16 protein-coding genes are annotated in these 15,292 nt (G+C 70.7%); 9 read left to right on the top strand and 7 right to left on the bottom strand.

Going from position 1 to position 15,292, the window contains the following annotated elements; all coding sequences use genetic code 11:
- The first annotated feature begins 76 nt into the window (after positions 1-76).
- Positions 77-1,042 carry a hypothetical protein gene (locus AB0F61_RS26310; RefSeq protein WP_357814574.1) on the top strand — a complete coding sequence of 322 codons (966 nt, stop codon included), beginning with the start codon at positions 77-79 and terminating at the stop codon, positions 1,040-1,042.
- Between the two features lie 66 nt (positions 1,043-1,108).
- On the opposite strand, the gene AB0F61_RS26305 is transcribed toward AB0F61_RS26310, so the two are convergent.
- Positions 1,109-1,894, bottom strand: coding sequence for an alpha/beta hydrolase (locus AB0F61_RS26305; protein ID WP_357814571.1), 786 nt, complete (start codon positions 1,892-1,894; stop codon positions 1,109-1,111).
- Positions 1,895-2,284: 390 nt separating this feature from the next.
- On the opposite strand from AB0F61_RS26305, the gene zwf reads away from it, so the two are divergent.
- The 3 genes from zwf to AB0F61_RS26290 all read left to right on the top strand — a co-directional run bounded on the left by zwf (position 2,285) and on the right by AB0F61_RS26290 (position 5,367).
- Positions 2,285-3,664, top strand: a complete 1,380-nt coding sequence (zwf, locus tag AB0F61_RS26300; RefSeq protein WP_357814568.1) for a glucose-6-phosphate dehydrogenase — start codon at positions 2,285-2,287, stop codon at positions 3,662-3,664.
- Positions 3,665-3,832: 168 nt separating this feature from the next.
- Positions 3,833-5,245, top strand: coding sequence for an OFA family MFS transporter (locus tag AB0F61_RS26295; RefSeq protein WP_357814565.1), 1,413 nt, complete (start codon positions 3,833-3,835; stop codon positions 5,243-5,245).
- Positions 5,242-5,367 carry a hypothetical protein gene (locus tag AB0F61_RS26290; RefSeq protein ID WP_357814562.1) on the top strand — a complete coding sequence of 42 codons (126 nt, stop codon included), beginning with the start codon at positions 5,242-5,244 and terminating at the stop codon, positions 5,365-5,367. The genes AB0F61_RS26295 and AB0F61_RS26290 overlap by 4 nt, the downstream gene beginning before the upstream one ends.
- 35 nt (positions 5,368-5,402) lie before the next feature.
- Here AB0F61_RS26290 and AB0F61_RS26285 read toward each other — a convergent pair whose 3' ends face one another.
- A complete protein-coding gene (locus AB0F61_RS26285; RefSeq protein WP_357814559.1) occupies positions 5,403-6,131 on the bottom strand; it encodes an SDR family oxidoreductase in 729 nt (242 codons plus the stop codon).
- An 88-nt stretch (positions 6,132-6,219) separates the two neighbouring features.
- On the opposite strand from AB0F61_RS26285, the gene AB0F61_RS26280 reads away from it, so the two are divergent.
- The 3 genes from AB0F61_RS26280 to AB0F61_RS26270 all read left to right on the top strand — a co-directional run bounded on the left by AB0F61_RS26280 (position 6,220) and on the right by AB0F61_RS26270 (position 8,330).
- Positions 6,220-7,053, top strand: a complete 834-nt coding sequence (locus AB0F61_RS26280) for a patatin-like phospholipase family protein (protein WP_357814557.1) — start codon at positions 6,220-6,222, stop codon at positions 7,051-7,053.
- Between the two features lie 45 nt (positions 7,054-7,098).
- Positions 7,099-7,560: a peroxiredoxin gene (locus AB0F61_RS26275; protein ID WP_357814555.1), complete on the top strand. Its 462-nt coding sequence runs from the start codon at positions 7,099-7,101 to the stop codon at positions 7,558-7,560.
- 83 nt (positions 7,561-7,643) lie between these two features.
- Positions 7,644-8,330: a hypothetical protein gene (locus AB0F61_RS26270; protein WP_357814552.1), complete on the top strand. Its 687-nt coding sequence runs from the start codon at positions 7,644-7,646 to the stop codon at positions 8,328-8,330.
- Between the two features lie 6 nt (positions 8,331-8,336).
- Here the strand turns inward: AB0F61_RS26270 and AB0F61_RS26265 are convergent, their stop codons facing one another.
- On the bottom strand, positions 8,337-8,789 hold the full coding sequence (locus AB0F61_RS26265) for a MarR family winged helix-turn-helix transcriptional regulator (protein ID WP_357814549.1): 453 nt from the start codon (positions 8,787-8,789) through the stop codon (positions 8,337-8,339).
- A 96-nt stretch (positions 8,790-8,885) separates the two neighbouring features.
- Here AB0F61_RS26265 and AB0F61_RS26260 point away from each other — a divergent pair, with 96 nt between their 5' ends.
- Complete coding sequence (locus tag AB0F61_RS26260; protein ID WP_357814546.1) at positions 8,886-9,317, top strand: hypothetical protein; 432 nt, start codon at positions 8,886-8,888, stop codon at positions 9,315-9,317.
- Positions 9,318-9,329: 12 nt separating this feature from the next.
- Here the strand turns inward: AB0F61_RS26260 and AB0F61_RS26255 are convergent, their stop codons facing one another.
- The 4 genes from AB0F61_RS26255 to AB0F61_RS26240 all read right to left on the bottom strand — a co-directional run bounded on the left by AB0F61_RS26255 (position 9,330) and on the right by AB0F61_RS26240 (position 14,282).
- Complete coding sequence (locus AB0F61_RS26255; RefSeq protein ID WP_357814543.1) at positions 9,330-10,526, bottom strand: hypothetical protein; 1,197 nt, start codon at positions 10,524-10,526, stop codon at positions 9,330-9,332.
- An 81-nt stretch (positions 10,527-10,607) separates the two neighbouring features.
- Positions 10,608-11,801: a GNAT family N-acetyltransferase gene (locus AB0F61_RS26250; protein WP_357814541.1), complete on the bottom strand. Its 1,194-nt coding sequence runs from the start codon at positions 11,799-11,801 to the stop codon at positions 10,608-10,610.
- Positions 11,802-11,852: 51 nt separating this feature from the next.
- Entirely contained in the window at positions 11,853-12,851 is a 999-nt protein-coding gene (gene cydB, locus AB0F61_RS26245; RefSeq protein ID WP_357814539.1) for a cytochrome d ubiquinol oxidase subunit II, read from the bottom strand.
- 15 nt (positions 12,852-12,866) lie between these two features.
- Positions 12,867-14,282, bottom strand: a complete 1,416-nt coding sequence (locus tag AB0F61_RS26240) for a cytochrome ubiquinol oxidase subunit I (protein WP_357814683.1) — start codon at positions 14,280-14,282, stop codon at positions 12,867-12,869.
- A 152-nt stretch (positions 14,283-14,434) separates the two neighbouring features.
- Here AB0F61_RS26240 and AB0F61_RS26235 point away from each other — a divergent pair, with 152 nt between their 5' ends.
- Complete coding sequence (locus tag AB0F61_RS26235) at positions 14,435-15,208, top strand: lysophospholipid acyltransferase family protein (protein ID WP_357814680.1); 774 nt, start codon at positions 14,435-14,437, stop codon at positions 15,206-15,208.
- The last annotated feature ends 84 nt before the right edge of the window (positions 15,209-15,292 follow it).

The following is a 15,292-nucleotide window of genomic DNA, read 5'->3' as shown; positions in this document are numbered from 1 at the left end:
CACCGGACTCTGGTCCATCTCGTGGCGGTGCCTTTGAGGTGCCAGTCGTGGTGTGGCATCTCGCTACCATGACCGGGTGGCCGCTACTTCTCGCCGGAAGCTGGTGTGGGCCGGGCTTCTTCTCCTCACCCTGGCCTACGTCGTGTCGCTGGTCACGACGAGTCTCGGCGCGGTATGGGCAGCCTGGTGGTCCGGTGAGTCCACGATGTCCATGCGTTTGTGGTGGTGGCCGATGCTTTGCTGGAGTCGCTTGGGCAAGGTCATTCAGCTTGTGGCCGGACTCGTCGTGATACTCGACTTGATCGATCTGAAGCGGCTGGGGCGATCTGCGGCCAACCTCGACCGCCGAGGACGCGGCCTCAATCGCCTGGCGCCAATAGAAAGGCACCGCGCCAAGGTGTACGGCGTTCGTGAAGAACTCGCCGAATGCATCGTGGACGCGAAGGCCGTAGCGGCTCGAGGCATTGCCATCGACACCTCGTCGCCACGAGCCACGCCAAGCCTCACCGTTTCCGAGGAGACGGCAAACCTACTCGGCAACGTCGATGTGGGCGACTTTCTGAGCAGGGTGCATGCCGAGGCTGCCAAGGAAGGTTGGCGCGGCGCGAACCTCAAGTGGCACGTCCGTGATCGCATCGACAGCTTCCTTGGCGAGCAGCTCGGTACGGGTGAGCGGGGATGGTCGGGCGAGGTTGCCCACCAGTTTCAGGCACGCAGCAACACCTTCGGGCTAATCGGGTTGGTGGCAGCGGCAGCTGTCAACGCTGCCGTGATTAGGGCCCTGCTCTCCACGACGCTCAGTGGATGGATATCCGTACCCATCATGCTCGTCGTCCTCCTCGTAAGCGTTCCCCTCGGCGTATCGCTGATAGACGATTCGCGTCTCAGCGGGCCCTTGCTGGCGGCTTGGCGCTCCGGCTGCGCCCGGATCTTGCGCCTCTTCGCCGGGGTGATCGGCATTGCCCGGCCGGGACACGTGTTCCGTTGGGCGGCACTCTTCCTCTTCCTCGCGGGCATGCACTTCGACCTGTTGGCCTCCTGATGCCCGGAGGTGGCTAGCCGAGCGCCCCCGGGGACCCTCAACCTGGCTAACTTTACATAATGTGCATTATCGAAGGTCTTGCTGGCGCAGCCACTGCTGGGTCAGCGAGCGCAGCACGGTGGGCTGTTCGAAGGGCAGGTAGTGTCCGGCCGCGTCGATCACCGTGAAGGTGCCGCGGGGATAACGGCCCATGGCGCGGAACTGGTCGGCGTAGCCGACGATGCGGTCCTGACGGCCGGTGAGGACGGTGACCGGGCCGTCGAAGACGACCTCGGCGTTCTCGTCGGGCAGTGCGTAGTCGGGACCGGACTGCAGCTTCTGCCGGAACGTCGCGTCGCCGGGGCCGCCGGAATCCAGTGCCGCGAGCACCGTCGCGACCACGGCCGGGGTGCGCTGGCCCAGGGCCGCGTCGAAGTGCTCGCGCAGGGCGGCGGGAGCGGCGTCGAGCCAGCCCGTGGGCGCGTCGAGCGGTGGCTCGTCGGGCAGGGTCCGCGTGTCGCGGGCGATGGTGACGCCGGGACAGACGAGGAGCAGGCCGCGGACGAGGTCGGGTCGCTGACGGGCGATGCCGGCGGCCAGGTACGCGCCGTAGGAGGCGCCCGCCAGCAGGACCGGTGCGTCGACGTGGTCGTCGAGCCATCCGCAGACGGCGTCCAGCATCGCCTGGGACGTTGGGGCGCAGGTGGCCGGGCTGTCTCCGTGGCCGGGCAGGTCCAGGTAGGTTTCCCGTAGGTCGGCGCCGGCGAAGGCGGGGCTGACGGCGGCGGCCATGGCGGCGCGGCTCATGGTGAACATGGGCAGGCACACCACCTCCGGTCCGGTGCCCGCTGATCGGTCGAATGCCAGGTTCATGGCGGAAGTCCTCGCTGCGGTGGCGGGCAGGAAACGTGGCACCAGCCTACAAACGGTGGTGCGCGGGCGGTTGTGCGCGGGCGGTTGTGCGCTCACGGTGGGCGGCGGGGGTGGTCGCCGACGGGTGTCTGCTCCCCCGGCTCCGGAGGCGGCGGGGTGGAGTGTAGGTGTTTCCCGCTTTATGATGATCGAAGCTATTCGATCAGGTCGGGTTGGGCGTTACCCGCGTCACACCTGGGCTGCAAACCGTCGTCTGGGCTGTAACCCTTCTTCAAGGTAAGCGCCGTCGCTGTCGCCGACCTCACGTGCGCCGCTCGCGGGGAATTCCCGGAGCGGGTCGCGCGGTTCTCCGTTCGGAAGATCAGGATCACATGATCGAATGGAAGTGCCATGCACATGCGCTCAGATGCGGTAGTGCTGTTCGGCGTCACCGGCGACCTCGTCTCGAAGAAGCTGTTCCCGGCGCTGTACGAGTTGACCCGGCGCGACCGCCTCGACGTCCCGGTGCTCGGGGTGGCCCGCTCCCCCTGGGATGACCAGCAGCTCGTCACGATGGCCCGCAAGTCGGTCGCGGAGGCCAACGACGAGGTCGACGACGAGACCTTCGACCGGCTGGCGCACAACCTTTCGATGATCTCCGGCGACTACGCGGACCCGGCCACGTACCAGCGGCTGGCCGAGCGTCTGCGGGGTGCCGAGCGACCGGTCTTCTATCTGGCGATCCCGCCGGCGGTGTTCGGTGCCGTCGTGGAGGGTCTCGCGGCGGCCGGTCTGGCCGATCGGGGTCGGGTCATCGTGGAGAAGCCGTTCGGGCGTGACCTGGAGTCCTCCCGTGAGCTGGATCGGACGCTGCGGGGGGCCTTCGACCAGGAGCGGGTGTTCCGCATCGACCACTACCTGGGCAAGGAGGCCGTCGAGGGCCTGTACGCCTTCCGGTTCGCCAACCGGTTGTTCGAGCCGCTGTGGAACAACCAGCACATCGACAACATTCAGGTCACCCTGGCTGAGGGTTTCGGCACGCAGGGCCGCGCTGGTTTCTATGACACGGTGGGTGCGACCCGGGACGTGTTGCAGAACCACATCCTGCAGGTCGTCGCGTTGATCGCGATGGAGGCGCCCGACGGCGACGACACCACCGCGTTCCGCGAGGCGGAGGTGCGGGTGCTGCGGCAGATCGTGCCGCTGTCGCCGGAGTCCACGGTGCGGGGGCAGTACGTCGGCTACCGGGACGAGCCGGGTGTCGCGGCGGAGTCGAACACGGAGACGTTCGTGGCCACCCGGTTGACTGTCGACTCCCCCCGTTGGGCGGGTGTGCCGTTCTATCTGCGGACGGGTAAGTCTCTGCCAGGGACGGCGACGGAGGTCGTTGTCGAGTTCAAGCAGCCGCAGCGGTCGCTGATCCCGGCCGAGCGGGGCACGGCGAGTGTGGCGAATCTGCTGCGGTTCCGGTTGGGGCGTGGTGACGGGATCACCATGTCGATCCAGGCGAAGAGCCCGGGTGCCGAGGTGGCGAGTCGTCCGGTGGATCTGTCTGTCGACTTCGGTGCGGCGCTCGGTCGTCGTCAGGAGGCGTACGAGCGGTTGCTCGACGATGCGATGGACGGGCAGCACCTGCGGTTCGCGCGGGCGGAGACGATCGAGCAGGAGTGGCGCATCGTGGAGCCGATCCTGGATCTGCCGGCGGCGGTGCAGTCGTACGACAAGGGCAGTTGGGGTCCGGCGGACGCCGACGCGCTGGCCGGTGGTTGGCACACCCCGCAGTTGGGGTAGCGGGGTTCCGGTTGGGTTGCCGGTCACTGGCGGTACGGGCTGCGCGGCGCTGATTGACCGCTCAGCTCAGCGTAGTGACCGTCCGGCGATGGTGAGGTTTGCCGCCTACGTGTGGTGTGGGCACGGTGTGCGGGATGTCTCTCGTCCTCGTCGGAGAGGAAGCAGCGCATGCTTTCCGCACTCGATCGTCGGCACACCGTCGCGCCGCCCGGCTACAGCAGGTGGCTCATCCCCCCGGCGGCGTTGGCCATTCATCTCTGCATCGGTCAGGTCTATGCCACAAGCGTCTACAAGAACTCGCTGATCGCCCACTTCGACACCAGTCAGACCGCGATCGGGGTGATCTTCAGCATCGCGATCGTGATGTTGGGGTTGTCCGCAGCGGTCGCCGGGACCTGGGTGGAGGCGAACGGGCCGCGGAAGGCGATGTTCGTGTCGGCCTGTTTCTGGGCGGCGGGCTTCCTGGTGGGTTCGTTGGGTATCGCGACGAAGCAACTGTGGTTGCTGTATCTGGGCTACGGGTTGCTCGGTGGTATCGGTCTGGGCATCGGTTACATCTCCCCCGTCTCCACGTTGATCAAGTGGTTCCCGGATCGGCCGGGTCTGGCCACCGGGTTGGCGATCATGGGGTTCGGTGGTGGGGCGATGGTCGCCTCTCCCCTGTCCCGGCAACTGTTGTCGTTCTACGACCCGGGCTACGACCCGGCCAACGCGGGTTCGACGGCGTCGGGCAGTGCCCTGGTGTGGTTGTTCGTGACGCTCGGCCTGGGCTACTTCGTGGTCATGATGTTCGGGGTGGCTAACGTGCGGGTGCCGGCGGAGGGTTGGCGTCCGGCCGGCTTCGACCCGGCGAGTGTGGCGGCGAAACCGCTTGTCACCACGGCGAACGTGTCGGCGGCGAACGCGGTGAAGACCCGCTCGTTCTGGTTGCTGTGGGTGGTGTTGTTCTGCAACGTGACAGCGGGGATCGGCATCCTGGAGCAGGCCAGTCCGATGATCCAGGACTTCTTCCGGGACAACGGCACGTCGGCGGTGTCGGTGGCGGCGGCCGGCGGGTTCGTGGGGCTGCTGTCGCTGTTCAACATGGCGGGCCGGTTCGTGTGGTCGTCCACCTCGGATGTGATCGGCCGCAAGCCGATCTACCTGGTGTACCTGGGTGTCGGCATGGTGCTGTACGCGTTGCTGGCCGTGTTCGGGCAGACCGCGACGGCGTTGTTCGTGTTGTTGGCCTGCGTGATCCTGTCGTTCTACGGCGGCGGGTTCGCCACGGTGCCGGCGTACCTGCGGGACCTGTTCGGCACGTTCCAGGTCGGTGCGATCCACGGCAGGTTGTTGACCGCCTGGTCGGCGGCGGGGATCGCGGGTCCGCTGATCGTCAACGGGTTCCTCGACGCGCAGGGCAAGCCGGGTTCGTTGACGGCGGCGGCGTACCGGCCGGCGCTGTTCACGATGGTGGGCGTGCTGGCGGTGGGTTTCGTGGCGAACCTGCTGGTGCGGCCGGTGCCGCAGCGCTACCACGAACCGTCGTCGGAGCGCGGTGTGGATGAGGACCCGATGGTGGAGAGGAGTGCCACGCGATGAGCGACGACAGCCGATCCGGGCAGCGGGCCCGGTTGTGGATCTCCTGGTTGGTGGTGGCGGCGCTGCTCGGCTACGGGGTGGCGCAGACCGTCGTCACGGCGGCGAAGCTGTTCACGCACTGAGCCGGGTCCGGCGGTCTCTGGCCGGGTAGGTGAGGTCAGAGACCGCCGGCGACCCGCAGGACGGTGCCGGTGGCGTAGGAGGCGTCGGGGCTGAGCAGCCAGGCGATGGCGGCGGCGATCTCGTCGGGTTCGCCGGCGCGGCCCAGCGGGATGCGGCCGGCGGCGGTGTCGGCGCGGTCGGGTACGCCGGAGTCGGCGTGGATGTCGGTGCGCACGATTCCGGGTGCGACGGCGTTGACCCGGATGCCCTTGGGGGCGAGTTCCTTGGCCAGGCCGACGGTGAGGGTGTCGGTGGCTGCCTTCACCGCGGCGTAGTGCACGTACTCCCCCGGGCTGCCGAGGGTCGCGGCGGCCGACGAGACGTTGACGATCGCGCCGCCGGCGGTGAGTCGGCGGGCGGCCTGCTGGGCGCAGAGGACGTAGCCGACGAGGTTGACGTCGACGACCCGGCGCAGGTCGTCGACGCGTAGCTCGGTGAAGGGGCCGATCGGGCTGGTGACGCCGGCGTTGTTGACCAGGCCGGTGAGTGGGCCGAGCGCGGCGGCCGTATCGAACAGGGCGCTGACCTGGTCGGGGTCGGTGGTGTCGGCGCGTACCGCGAGGGCCTGTGCGCCGGCGGCGCGCAGGTCGGTCAGGACGGCGGTGGCGGCGGCGTCGTCGCGGCGGTAGCACAGCGCGATGCGGTGGCCGGCGCGGGCGAGCCGGCGGGCGGTGGCCGCGCCGATGCCACGGCCGCTGCCGGTGATGACGGTGACGGGTGCCACGGTGCCTCCCGAGCTTCTCCACGGCTGCGTAACGGTCGCGCCGACGCTACCGTGGCCGGCGCGGATCGGTCGTCGAGAGGAGGGTCACATGCAGCGGGCGTTGGTGTTGGGCGGCGGCGGGGTGACGGGGGTGGCCTGGGAGTTGGGGCTGCTGGCAGAGCTGGTCGAGCGGGGTGTCGCGGTCACCGGGGCGGAGCTGGTGGTGGGGACGTCGGCGGGTTCGATGGTCGGCGCGCTCGTGTGTTCCGGGTTGCCGGTGCAGCGGTTCTACGAGGAGCAGTTGGCGCCGCCGTCGGGCGACGTGGTGGCGCGGTGGGGTTTCGCGACGCTGGCACGGCTGGTCTGGGCCGGTGGGCGTACCCGGGACGCGGCGCGGGCACGGGCGCGGATCGGGGCGATGGCGGTGGCGGCGCGTACCGAGTCGGAGGCGTCGCGGCGGGCGGTGATCGAGGCCCGTCTGCCGGCTCGGGAGTGGCCGCGGCGGCGGTTGTTGGTCACGGCGGTGGACGCGTCGTCCGGTGAGTTCGTGGTGTTCGACCGGGACAGTGGGGTGTCGCTGGTGGACGCGGTGGGTGCGAGTTGCGCGGTGCCCGGGGTGTGGCCGCCGGTGACGGTCGGGGCGCGCCGTTATGTCGACGGTGGGATGCGCTCGTCGGTGAACGCGGATCTGGCGGCGGGCGCGGAGCGGGTGCTGGTGCTCGCGCCCACGTCGGCGGCGTTCGGGCCGATGCCCCGGTTGTCGGCGCAGGTGCAGGGGTTGCGGGCGGCCAGGTCGCGGGTGGTGGTGGTGACGCCGGACGCGGCGGCGCGGGCGGCGATCGGCCGCAACGTGTTGGATCCGGCGCGGCGGGCCGGTGCGGCGCGGGCCGGGCGGGTCCAGGCGGCGGCGATGGTGGACGAGGTGGCGGCGCTGTGGGCGTGATCGCTTACGCTCACCGCGCGTTCGATCGGACAACGGAGGTGCGCGGTGGCGGGTGTGGGTGTCGGCGACGAGGTGCGGGATTTCGAGCTGCCGGATGAGACGGGTACGCCCCGGCGGCTGTCGGAGTTCCTGGCGGGCGGGCCGGTGGTGTTGTTCTTCTACCCGGCGGCGATGACGCGCGGGTGCACGGCGGAGAGCTGCCACTTCCGGGACCTCGGGGCCGAGTTCACGGCGCTGGGCGCGTCGCGGGTGGGCATCAGCCGGGACCCGGTGGCGAAGCAGGCGCAGTTCTCGAAGCTGCACGGCTTCGACTATCCGTTGCTGTCGGACGTGGACGGGACGGTGGCGCAGCAGTTCGGGGTGAAGCGACGGGTGCCGTTGGGGCCGTTGAGCATGAAGCGGATGACGTTCGTGATCGGCACCGACCGGCGGGTCGTCGAGGTGATCCACAGTGAGGTCAGCATGAACGACCACGCGGACCGGGCGCTGCGGGCGTTGGGCGGCTGAGTGGGTGTGAGCCCCGTGCGGCGGGTGTCGCAGCCGGCTGGTATCAAGACAGCAATCAAACAGGTGTACGGAAGAGGGTTGTGATGGATGCCGGCCAGGGTTTGTCCACTAGCGAGGTGCAGAGCATCCGGGAGGCGTTGGCGGCCGGGCGTAAACCGCGGGTGGTGTTCACGGCGGCGGCGGGGCAGATCGCCGGTCAGGTCGGTCAGGTGGTCGAGCTGACCGACCCGGAGGTGTCCGACGAGTTCGTGGTGGTGCGCTTCGGTCGCGACGAGTTGCCGTTCTCCCCCGCCGACCTGGCGGTGGCGCCCAAGGGCGCGACGCGTCGGGTGGTGGAGCCGAAACCGGAGCCGGAGCCGCAGGAGTCGCCGGCGGTGGCGGCGCCGGAGTTCGTGTTGGACACGCCGCGGGTGCCCGCGCAGCGACAGGAGGAGCCGAAGGTGGAGCAGACGGAGAAGCCGCCGGCGCGGCGGGCGGTCAAGGCCGTCAAGCCGAAGGGCCCGGCGGGGCTGACGGTGACCCTGGCGTACGCCGACGGTGAGTGGACCGTCGCGGCGCAGCAGGGCAGCAAGGCCCTCGCGAAGCCGTACGTGGTGAAGCCGGCGGAGGCGTTGAAGATGGTGGCCCTGGTCGACGTGCCCGGGGTGCAGGAGGCGGTGGAGCAGATCCTCGGCACCGAGCGGGCCGAGGCGGAGCAGCAGGCGGAGAAGCTGCGCGCGGAGCTTGCCGAGATCGAGGCCCGGTTGGCGGAGCTGCGCGAGGCCCGCTGAGGTGGGTCACGGTCGGCTGTGGTGTTCCAGCAGCCGGGTGAGCAGTCGGGTGAGCTGCTGACGCTCGGTGGCGGACAGCGGGGCGAGCAGGTCGCGTTGGACGCGGTCGAGGGTGTCGCCCAACCGGCGGGCTTCGGCGGTGCCGGCGTCGGTGACACTGATGACGTTGCGGCGGCGATCGGCCGGGTCGGGGGCGCGCACGACGAGCCCTCGGCCGGCCAGGTCGTTGATGGCGGCGACGACGTCGCTGCGGTCGATGCCGCAGCGGCGGCCGAGGTCGGCCTGACTGGCCGGGCCGTCCTCGGTGAGCGCGGCGAGCAGCCGGTAGTGGTAGCCGCGCAGGTCGTGCGCGGCGAAGCCCTCGCTGAGCAGGCGGGTGGCGTGGTGGGCGGTCTGGTTGAGCAGCCAGGTCGGGGTGGTGCGCAGCCCGGCGGGTGACTGCGGGGCTGCGGATTCCATGGGTGCAGTCTACCAGTAATCGTTGGCGCGACCCACGATCCGTGTTACGTTGGTCAGGCCAACGTTGGTGAAGCCAACGTCCCGGAGGAGGTTTCCGTGTCCACTGTCCCCACCCTCAACGGCCAGGTCATCGGCCAGGCCCACCACGCCACCCGCGCCCTGCTCGAACGGGCCGTAGCACCGCTCGGGCTCAGCTTCGGTCAGGTGGTCGCGCTCAACGTCCTCGCCGCCGGCCCCGTCGAGCGGGCCCGGCTCGTGCACCGGGTCACCAGCACCCTCAAGGTTGACGAACCGGCCGTGCACGAGGTGATCGCCAGCCTCGTCGACGCCGACCTCGCGCACCTCGACGACGCGTCCGTGCGGCTCACCGACACCGGTCACGCCACGCAGACCCGCGTCGCCGACGCCGTCGCGGGCATCACCGCCCGGCTGTACGGGGACATCCCGGCCGACGAGCTCGCCGCCGCCGCGGCGGTGCTCACCCTGGTCACCCGGCGGGCGAACGACGAACTGGCGGGGGCCGCCTGACCCGGCAGCGGCTCAGGTGAGCCGGTTCATGGCGGCCCGGATCCGCAGCCAGGACGGGTCGGTCCCGGAGTCCTCGCTCACCACCTCCAGGTCACCCGGCTGCCAGGTCCGCGTCCCGTCGGTGAGGTCGAGCTGGTCCAGGTCGACAACCGACGCCTCGCAGGTGGCGGCGAGGAACTCGGTCACCGCGGCCCTGGGCGCCTCGCCCGTGCCGACCCTGCCCACCGACAGCAGGAGCAGCATGCCGTCGTCGCCCGCGACGACGAGGTCACCCGCGGCGGTGGCCGCCAGCGCCGTCACCGCGGCCCCGGGCAGCACCTCGTGCTCAGTCACCCGCTTCCCGTCGATCTCCAGCTCGACCACCGCGCCCTCGGGTGTCCCGATCCAGAGGACCCCCGGCAACGAGCCGAACACGACGTTGTGGCGGAACCAGGCGTGCATCTCGTCCAGCCACTCCTGCGGGTACGGGTACCCCGGACTCGGCTCCCCCAGCGTCATGCCCAGGACGCGCCGTAGCGAGGGGAACTCGAACACCTCAAGCGAGTTGTCGTACGCGTTGCCGCGCACCGCGAAGTGCCGGCCGTCCGAGCTGAAGGTCGGCGCCTCGTAGCCGTCGCAGTCCAGGACCAGCGCCCGACGCACCGGCCGCAGCACCGGCCCGGTGTCCTCGGAGAAGAGCACCAGCGTGGCACCTTGGTCGCTCTGGAGGGTGCACACGAGGCCGCCCGCCGGATGCGCCACCACCCCGGTGTCCCACCGAGGGCCGATGGTTGTCGCTCCCGAGGCGAGGTCGAGCGCGACGGACTGTTCCCAGCCGTCCTCCCCGTCGGCGGGCGACAACCAGAGCGTCCGACCGTCCGGGCTGAACGCCACCTCGCGTTGGTACTCAGTCGGCGCGACGCCATCGATCGGCGCGGTGCCCGACGGTGTCCAGCGGGCGGCGCTCTCGGCGTCCGCCACCACCAGCAGCGCCTCGCTCGGATGCCAGGCGGCGGAGGGGGTCCGCTTGGACGGCTCATAGGCGATGTCGTCGCCGTAGACGGCCGAACCCGCGCCCACGGCCCCGCACTCCCGCAGCGGCCCGTCCCCGTACGTCCAGATCCTGATCGCCGGACGGTCGGCGTCCCAACCGGCCACCAGCGGAAGTCGGGGGTGGCACAGCAGCCGCTGCACCGTCACTCCAGAGTGGATCCGCGCCAGAATGTCCACCGGCACACCGTACCGGCGAGGCGGACCCATGATCGCCCCCGGAGTGGGGTCCGCGCCCGAACGCCCGGCCCCGGCGAACGGTCAGAAGTAGTCGAGCAACTGCGCCGGCCCTCCGGCGCCCAGCAGGTCGAGCGCGGCCGGGTCGACATCCGGGCTGTGGCGCAGCAGCCCGGCCTGCGCGACCGAGCGGGCCCGCGCGGCTCCGGCGTAGAGCAGGGCGAAGCCGCGTACGTCCAGCCGCAGGTCGGCCTCGCCGCCGACCCGGGTCAGCTCGGCGTCGCCGTCGGCGACTGTCAACCGCCAGGTGCCGGTGTTCCACTCGGCGAGGGTGTCGGTGAGGGTGAAGTCGACGACGCCCCGGGCGTGGACGGGCCACCCGCGTGCGCCCACCGCGCGGGCGACGTCGACCGGTCGGTGCATCCACAGGTCCCGCTCGTGGTCGCGGGCCGACTCCAACGGCAGGTGCGGGCTGACGGCGTCGCCGTCGAGCGGGCACAGCCGCACCGTCGGTGCGACGCTTGCCCAACTGCCGAGCACCCCGACGAGCTCCCGGGCGGCCTCGGCGGTGACGGCCAGGGCCTCGTCGACGGTGAGCACCGAGTCGGCGCCGTAGCCGCGGCCCCGCTGCCAGGTGGCGTAGCCGACCAGGTCGCCGTCGCTCTCGACGAGGGTGAGACCGTCGCCGGGCAGGCCCCGGTCGGCGGCGAAGAAGTCGAACAGCTCACCCCGGCGGGTCAGCATGCCGTTGCGGTACCGGGCGACCCGCTCGTAGAGGTCGGCGACGGCGGGCAGGTCGGCCGGTGTGCCGGCCCGCACCGCCAGATCCGGGGAGGGCCGGTGCCGGGGCAGCGCGGCGGTGGTCAGATCGACGGTACGCAGCACACCGGCGGCCTCCCACCCGCAGGCCCGGTACGGGGCAGCGACGGTCGGGTACAACGCGCTGACCACCGCACCGCGCTCACGGGCGCCGCGCAGCAGCGCGGTGAGCAGGGCACGGGCCACGCCCCGACCACGGGCCTCGGGGGCGACCGCCACCCCGGCGACGTCGGCCGCCGGCACCGCCCGGCCCGACCACCACTGGTCGTGGTGCAGGTCGACGGCCTTGCCGATGAGCCGACCGCTGTCGTCGAACGCGCCGTGGCGGGTCATGCCGGGCACCTCGACGCTCGTCGACGCCGGGCGCTCCGAGGTCGAGCCGAACGCGAACCGGCCCAACTCCCAGGCGGCGTCGAGGTCGGCGAGGTTGAGTTCACGAACGTGCACGGGCTCGGGCATCGGCACACCCTAGCGGGGCGGATCGGAGCTGACCTCCGATTTTTCCGGCGGTCAGTGCTGCGGGATGTTGGCCACGCCGATGCGCTTGCGGAACACCCAGTACGTCCACCCCTGGTAGGCGAGCACGACCGGGGTGAAGATCACCGCCACCCAGGTCATGATCTTCAGGGTGTACGGGGTGGAGGCCGCGTTCGTCGCCGTCAACGTGCCGGCCGCGTCCAGCGTGGACGGCAGCACGTTCGGGAACAACGCCGCGAACAGGGTCGCCACGGCCAGGCCGATCGCCACGGCGGTGCCGGTGAACGCCCAGCCCTCCCGGCGTACCCGGGCGGCGGCCAGGCCACCGAGCAGGGCGAGGGCAGCGCCGACGGCGAGCACGACGGCCGCCGCGCTGGAACGGATGCTCAACGTCCAGGTCAGGAAGGCGACCGCGAGCACGGCGGCGCCGACGCCCACGCGCACCGCGAGCGCCCGGGCCCGCTCGCGGATGTCGCCTGTGGTCTTCAGGGCGAGGAACACCGCGCCGTGGGTGAGGAACAGCGCGAGGGTGGTCGCGCCACCGAGCAGGGCGTACGGGTTGAGCAGGTCCACCAGACCGCCGACGTACTCGTGGTCGGCGTCCAGCGGCACCCCGCGCAGGATGTTGGCGAAGGCGACGCCCCACAGGATCGCCGGCACCAGTGAGCCCACCACGATCGCCGTGTCCCAGCGGCGCTTCCAGGACGCCTCCGGGCGCTTGTGCCGGTACTCGAAGGCGACACCCCGGGCGATCAGGGCCAGCAGGATCAGCAGCAGCGGCAGGTAGAACCCGGAGAACAGGGTGGCGTACCACTCGGGGAACGCGGCGAACATGGCCCCACCGGCGGTGATCAGCCACACCTCGTTGCCGTCCCAGACCGGGCCGATGGTGTTGATCAGAACGCGGCGCTCGCGGTCGTCGCGGCCCAGGACGGGCAGCAGCATGCCGACGCCGAAGTCGAAGCCCTCCAGGATGAAGTACCCGGTGAACAGCACGGCGACGAGGAGAAACCAGATGGTGGTCAGTTCCACGATGGGCTCCGGGGGTCAGTAGGCGAAGGCGAGCGGGCGCTCGGCGTCGTCGTGGGTGTCGTCGATGGGGTGCTCGTCGCTGACGTCGGGCACGCCGGCCTTGGCGTAGCGCAGCAGCAGCTTCACCTCGATCACGGCGAGGGTGGCGTAGATGAGCGTGAAGGCGGTGAACGAGGTGAGCACCTCGGCCAGCGAGACGCTGCGCGACACCCCGTTGCGGGTGAGCATCTCGCCGAAGACGATCCACGGCTGGCGGCCCATCTCGGTGAAGATCCAGCCGAAGGAGTTGGCCAACAACGGCAGCACCGGCATGGCCAGCCCGGCACGCAGCAGCCACTTGCTGCTGGGGGTGCGGCCCTTGCGCTGGCTCCACAGGACCAGCAGGGCGATGGCGCCGGCCGCCATCCCGAAGGCGACCATGAAGCGGAAGCTCCAGTAGGTGACCGGGATGATCGGGGTGTAGCTGCCCGCGCCGTACTGGGTGGCGTACTGGGCCTGCAGGTCGTTGATGCCGTGCACGGTGCCGTGCGGGTCGCCGGTGCCCAGGTACGACAGCAGGTACGGGATCTTGAGGGCGAACACCTCGCGGCTGCCGTCGAGGCTGCCGATGGTGAGCACCGAGAACGAGGCGGGGCTCTCGGTGGTGTAGAGGCCCTCGGCGGCGGCCATCTTCATCGGCTGCACGTCCGTCATGATCTTGCCTTGGATGTCGCCGGTGAACAGCACGGCGGCGGAGGCGACCAGGACCACCCACGAGCCGAACTTCGTGGCGAAGCGGTACGCGCCGGTGTCGGCGGAGTCGCGGTTGCGGATGACGTGCCACAGGCCGACCGCGACGATCAGCGACCCGGCGACCAGGAACGAGCCGGCCAGCGTGTGCGGGAAGGTGATCAGGGCGACCTTGTTGGTCAGCACGGCCGGGAAGTCGGTCAGCTCGGCCCGCCCGGTGTCCGGGTTGATCCGGTAGCCGACCGGGTTCTGCATGAACGAGTTCGCCGCGAGGATGAAGTACGCGGACAGGTTCGTGCCGATCGCGGCGGCCCAGATGCTGGCCAGGTGGGCTCGTTTGGGCAGCCGGTCCCAACCGAAGATCCACAGGCCGATGAACGTGGATTCGAGGAAGAACGCGACGAGCGCCTCGATGGCCAGGGGCGCGCCGAAGATGTCGCCGACGAAGCGGGAGTAGTCGCTCCAGTTCATGCCGAACTGGAACTCCTGCACGATGCCGGTGACCACGCCCATCGCGAAGTTGATCAGGAAGAGCTTGCCGTAGAACTTGGTGAGTTTCAGGTAGCGCTCGTTGCCGGTGCGGTGCCACATGGTCTGCAGGATGGCCACCAGCACGGACAGGCCGATGGTCAGCGGTACGAAGAGGAAGTGGTAGACGGTGGTGACACCGAACTGCCAGCGGGCAACGTCCAACGCGTCCACCTGAAACCCCCAGCTACTCATACTACGAGACGTAGTAAATACTACTGCTCGTCGTAGAGGGGTGGACGACCCGAACCCACCCGGGACCCATGACCCTGATCACCCCGACCCGGCCTCGCGGCCACCCCGACCCGTGCGACGATGGCGCGCTGATGGACACCGCACACTCCCCCTGGCAACCGCCACTGATCTGGCGGGCCGCCCTGCTGCTGACCCGCGCCCTGGTCGGTCTGCTCGCCCGCCTCGAGGTCACCGGCGACGTCCCGGAGCACCTGCGCCGCGGCCCGCTGGTGCTGGCCGCCAACCACATCAGCCCGTTCGACCCGCTGGTGCTGGCCGCCGCCTGCCAGACCCGCGGCATCGCCCCCCGGATCATGGCGACCGCCGGGCTGTTCCGCGTGCCCGTGCTCGGCGCCGCCATGCGCCACGCCGGTCACATCCGGGTCGACCGGGGCACCAGCGCCGTCCACCGGGCACTCGACGACGCCGCGGACGCCGTCGCCAGCGGGTCGGTCATCCTCATCTACCCCGAGGGGCGCATCGGGCTGGACCCCGGCATGTGGCCCGAACGCGGCAAGACCGGCGCCGCCCGACTCGCCCTGACCTGCGGTGCCCCGGTCGTGCCGATCGCCCAGTGGGGCGCCCACGAGGTGCTGCCCTACCACGCGCCCCGCGGGATGCTGCGCGGCATCGCCCACGCGCTGCGGCACCGCCCGGTGATCCGGGTGCACCTCGGCGCGCCCGTCGACCTCGGCGAGACCACCGCCACCACACCCGGCGCCGCCCGCCGCGCCACCGACCGGATCATCGACGCGCTCACCGACACCCTCGCCCCGCTGCGCCCCGACGAACCGGACCTGCCCCGCCACGTCGACCCCAGCCGCCCGAGCGATCTCAGCCGCATCCACCGCCGCGACCCCCGCTGAGATCGACACCGGTTCCGAAAAACCGCGTCGACCACCGGCCGCTCTGGGGGAAATCCCCCAGCCGAAGACGGCCGTCAGCCGGCT

The organism is Micromonospora sp. NPDC023888 (assembly GCF_040639415.1).
Lineage (GTDB): Bacteria > Actinomycetota > Actinomycetes > Mycobacteriales > Micromonosporaceae > Micromonospora.
The sequence above is the reverse complement of the archived record's forward strand: the minus strand, read 5'-3'. Positions and strand labels throughout refer to the sequence as shown.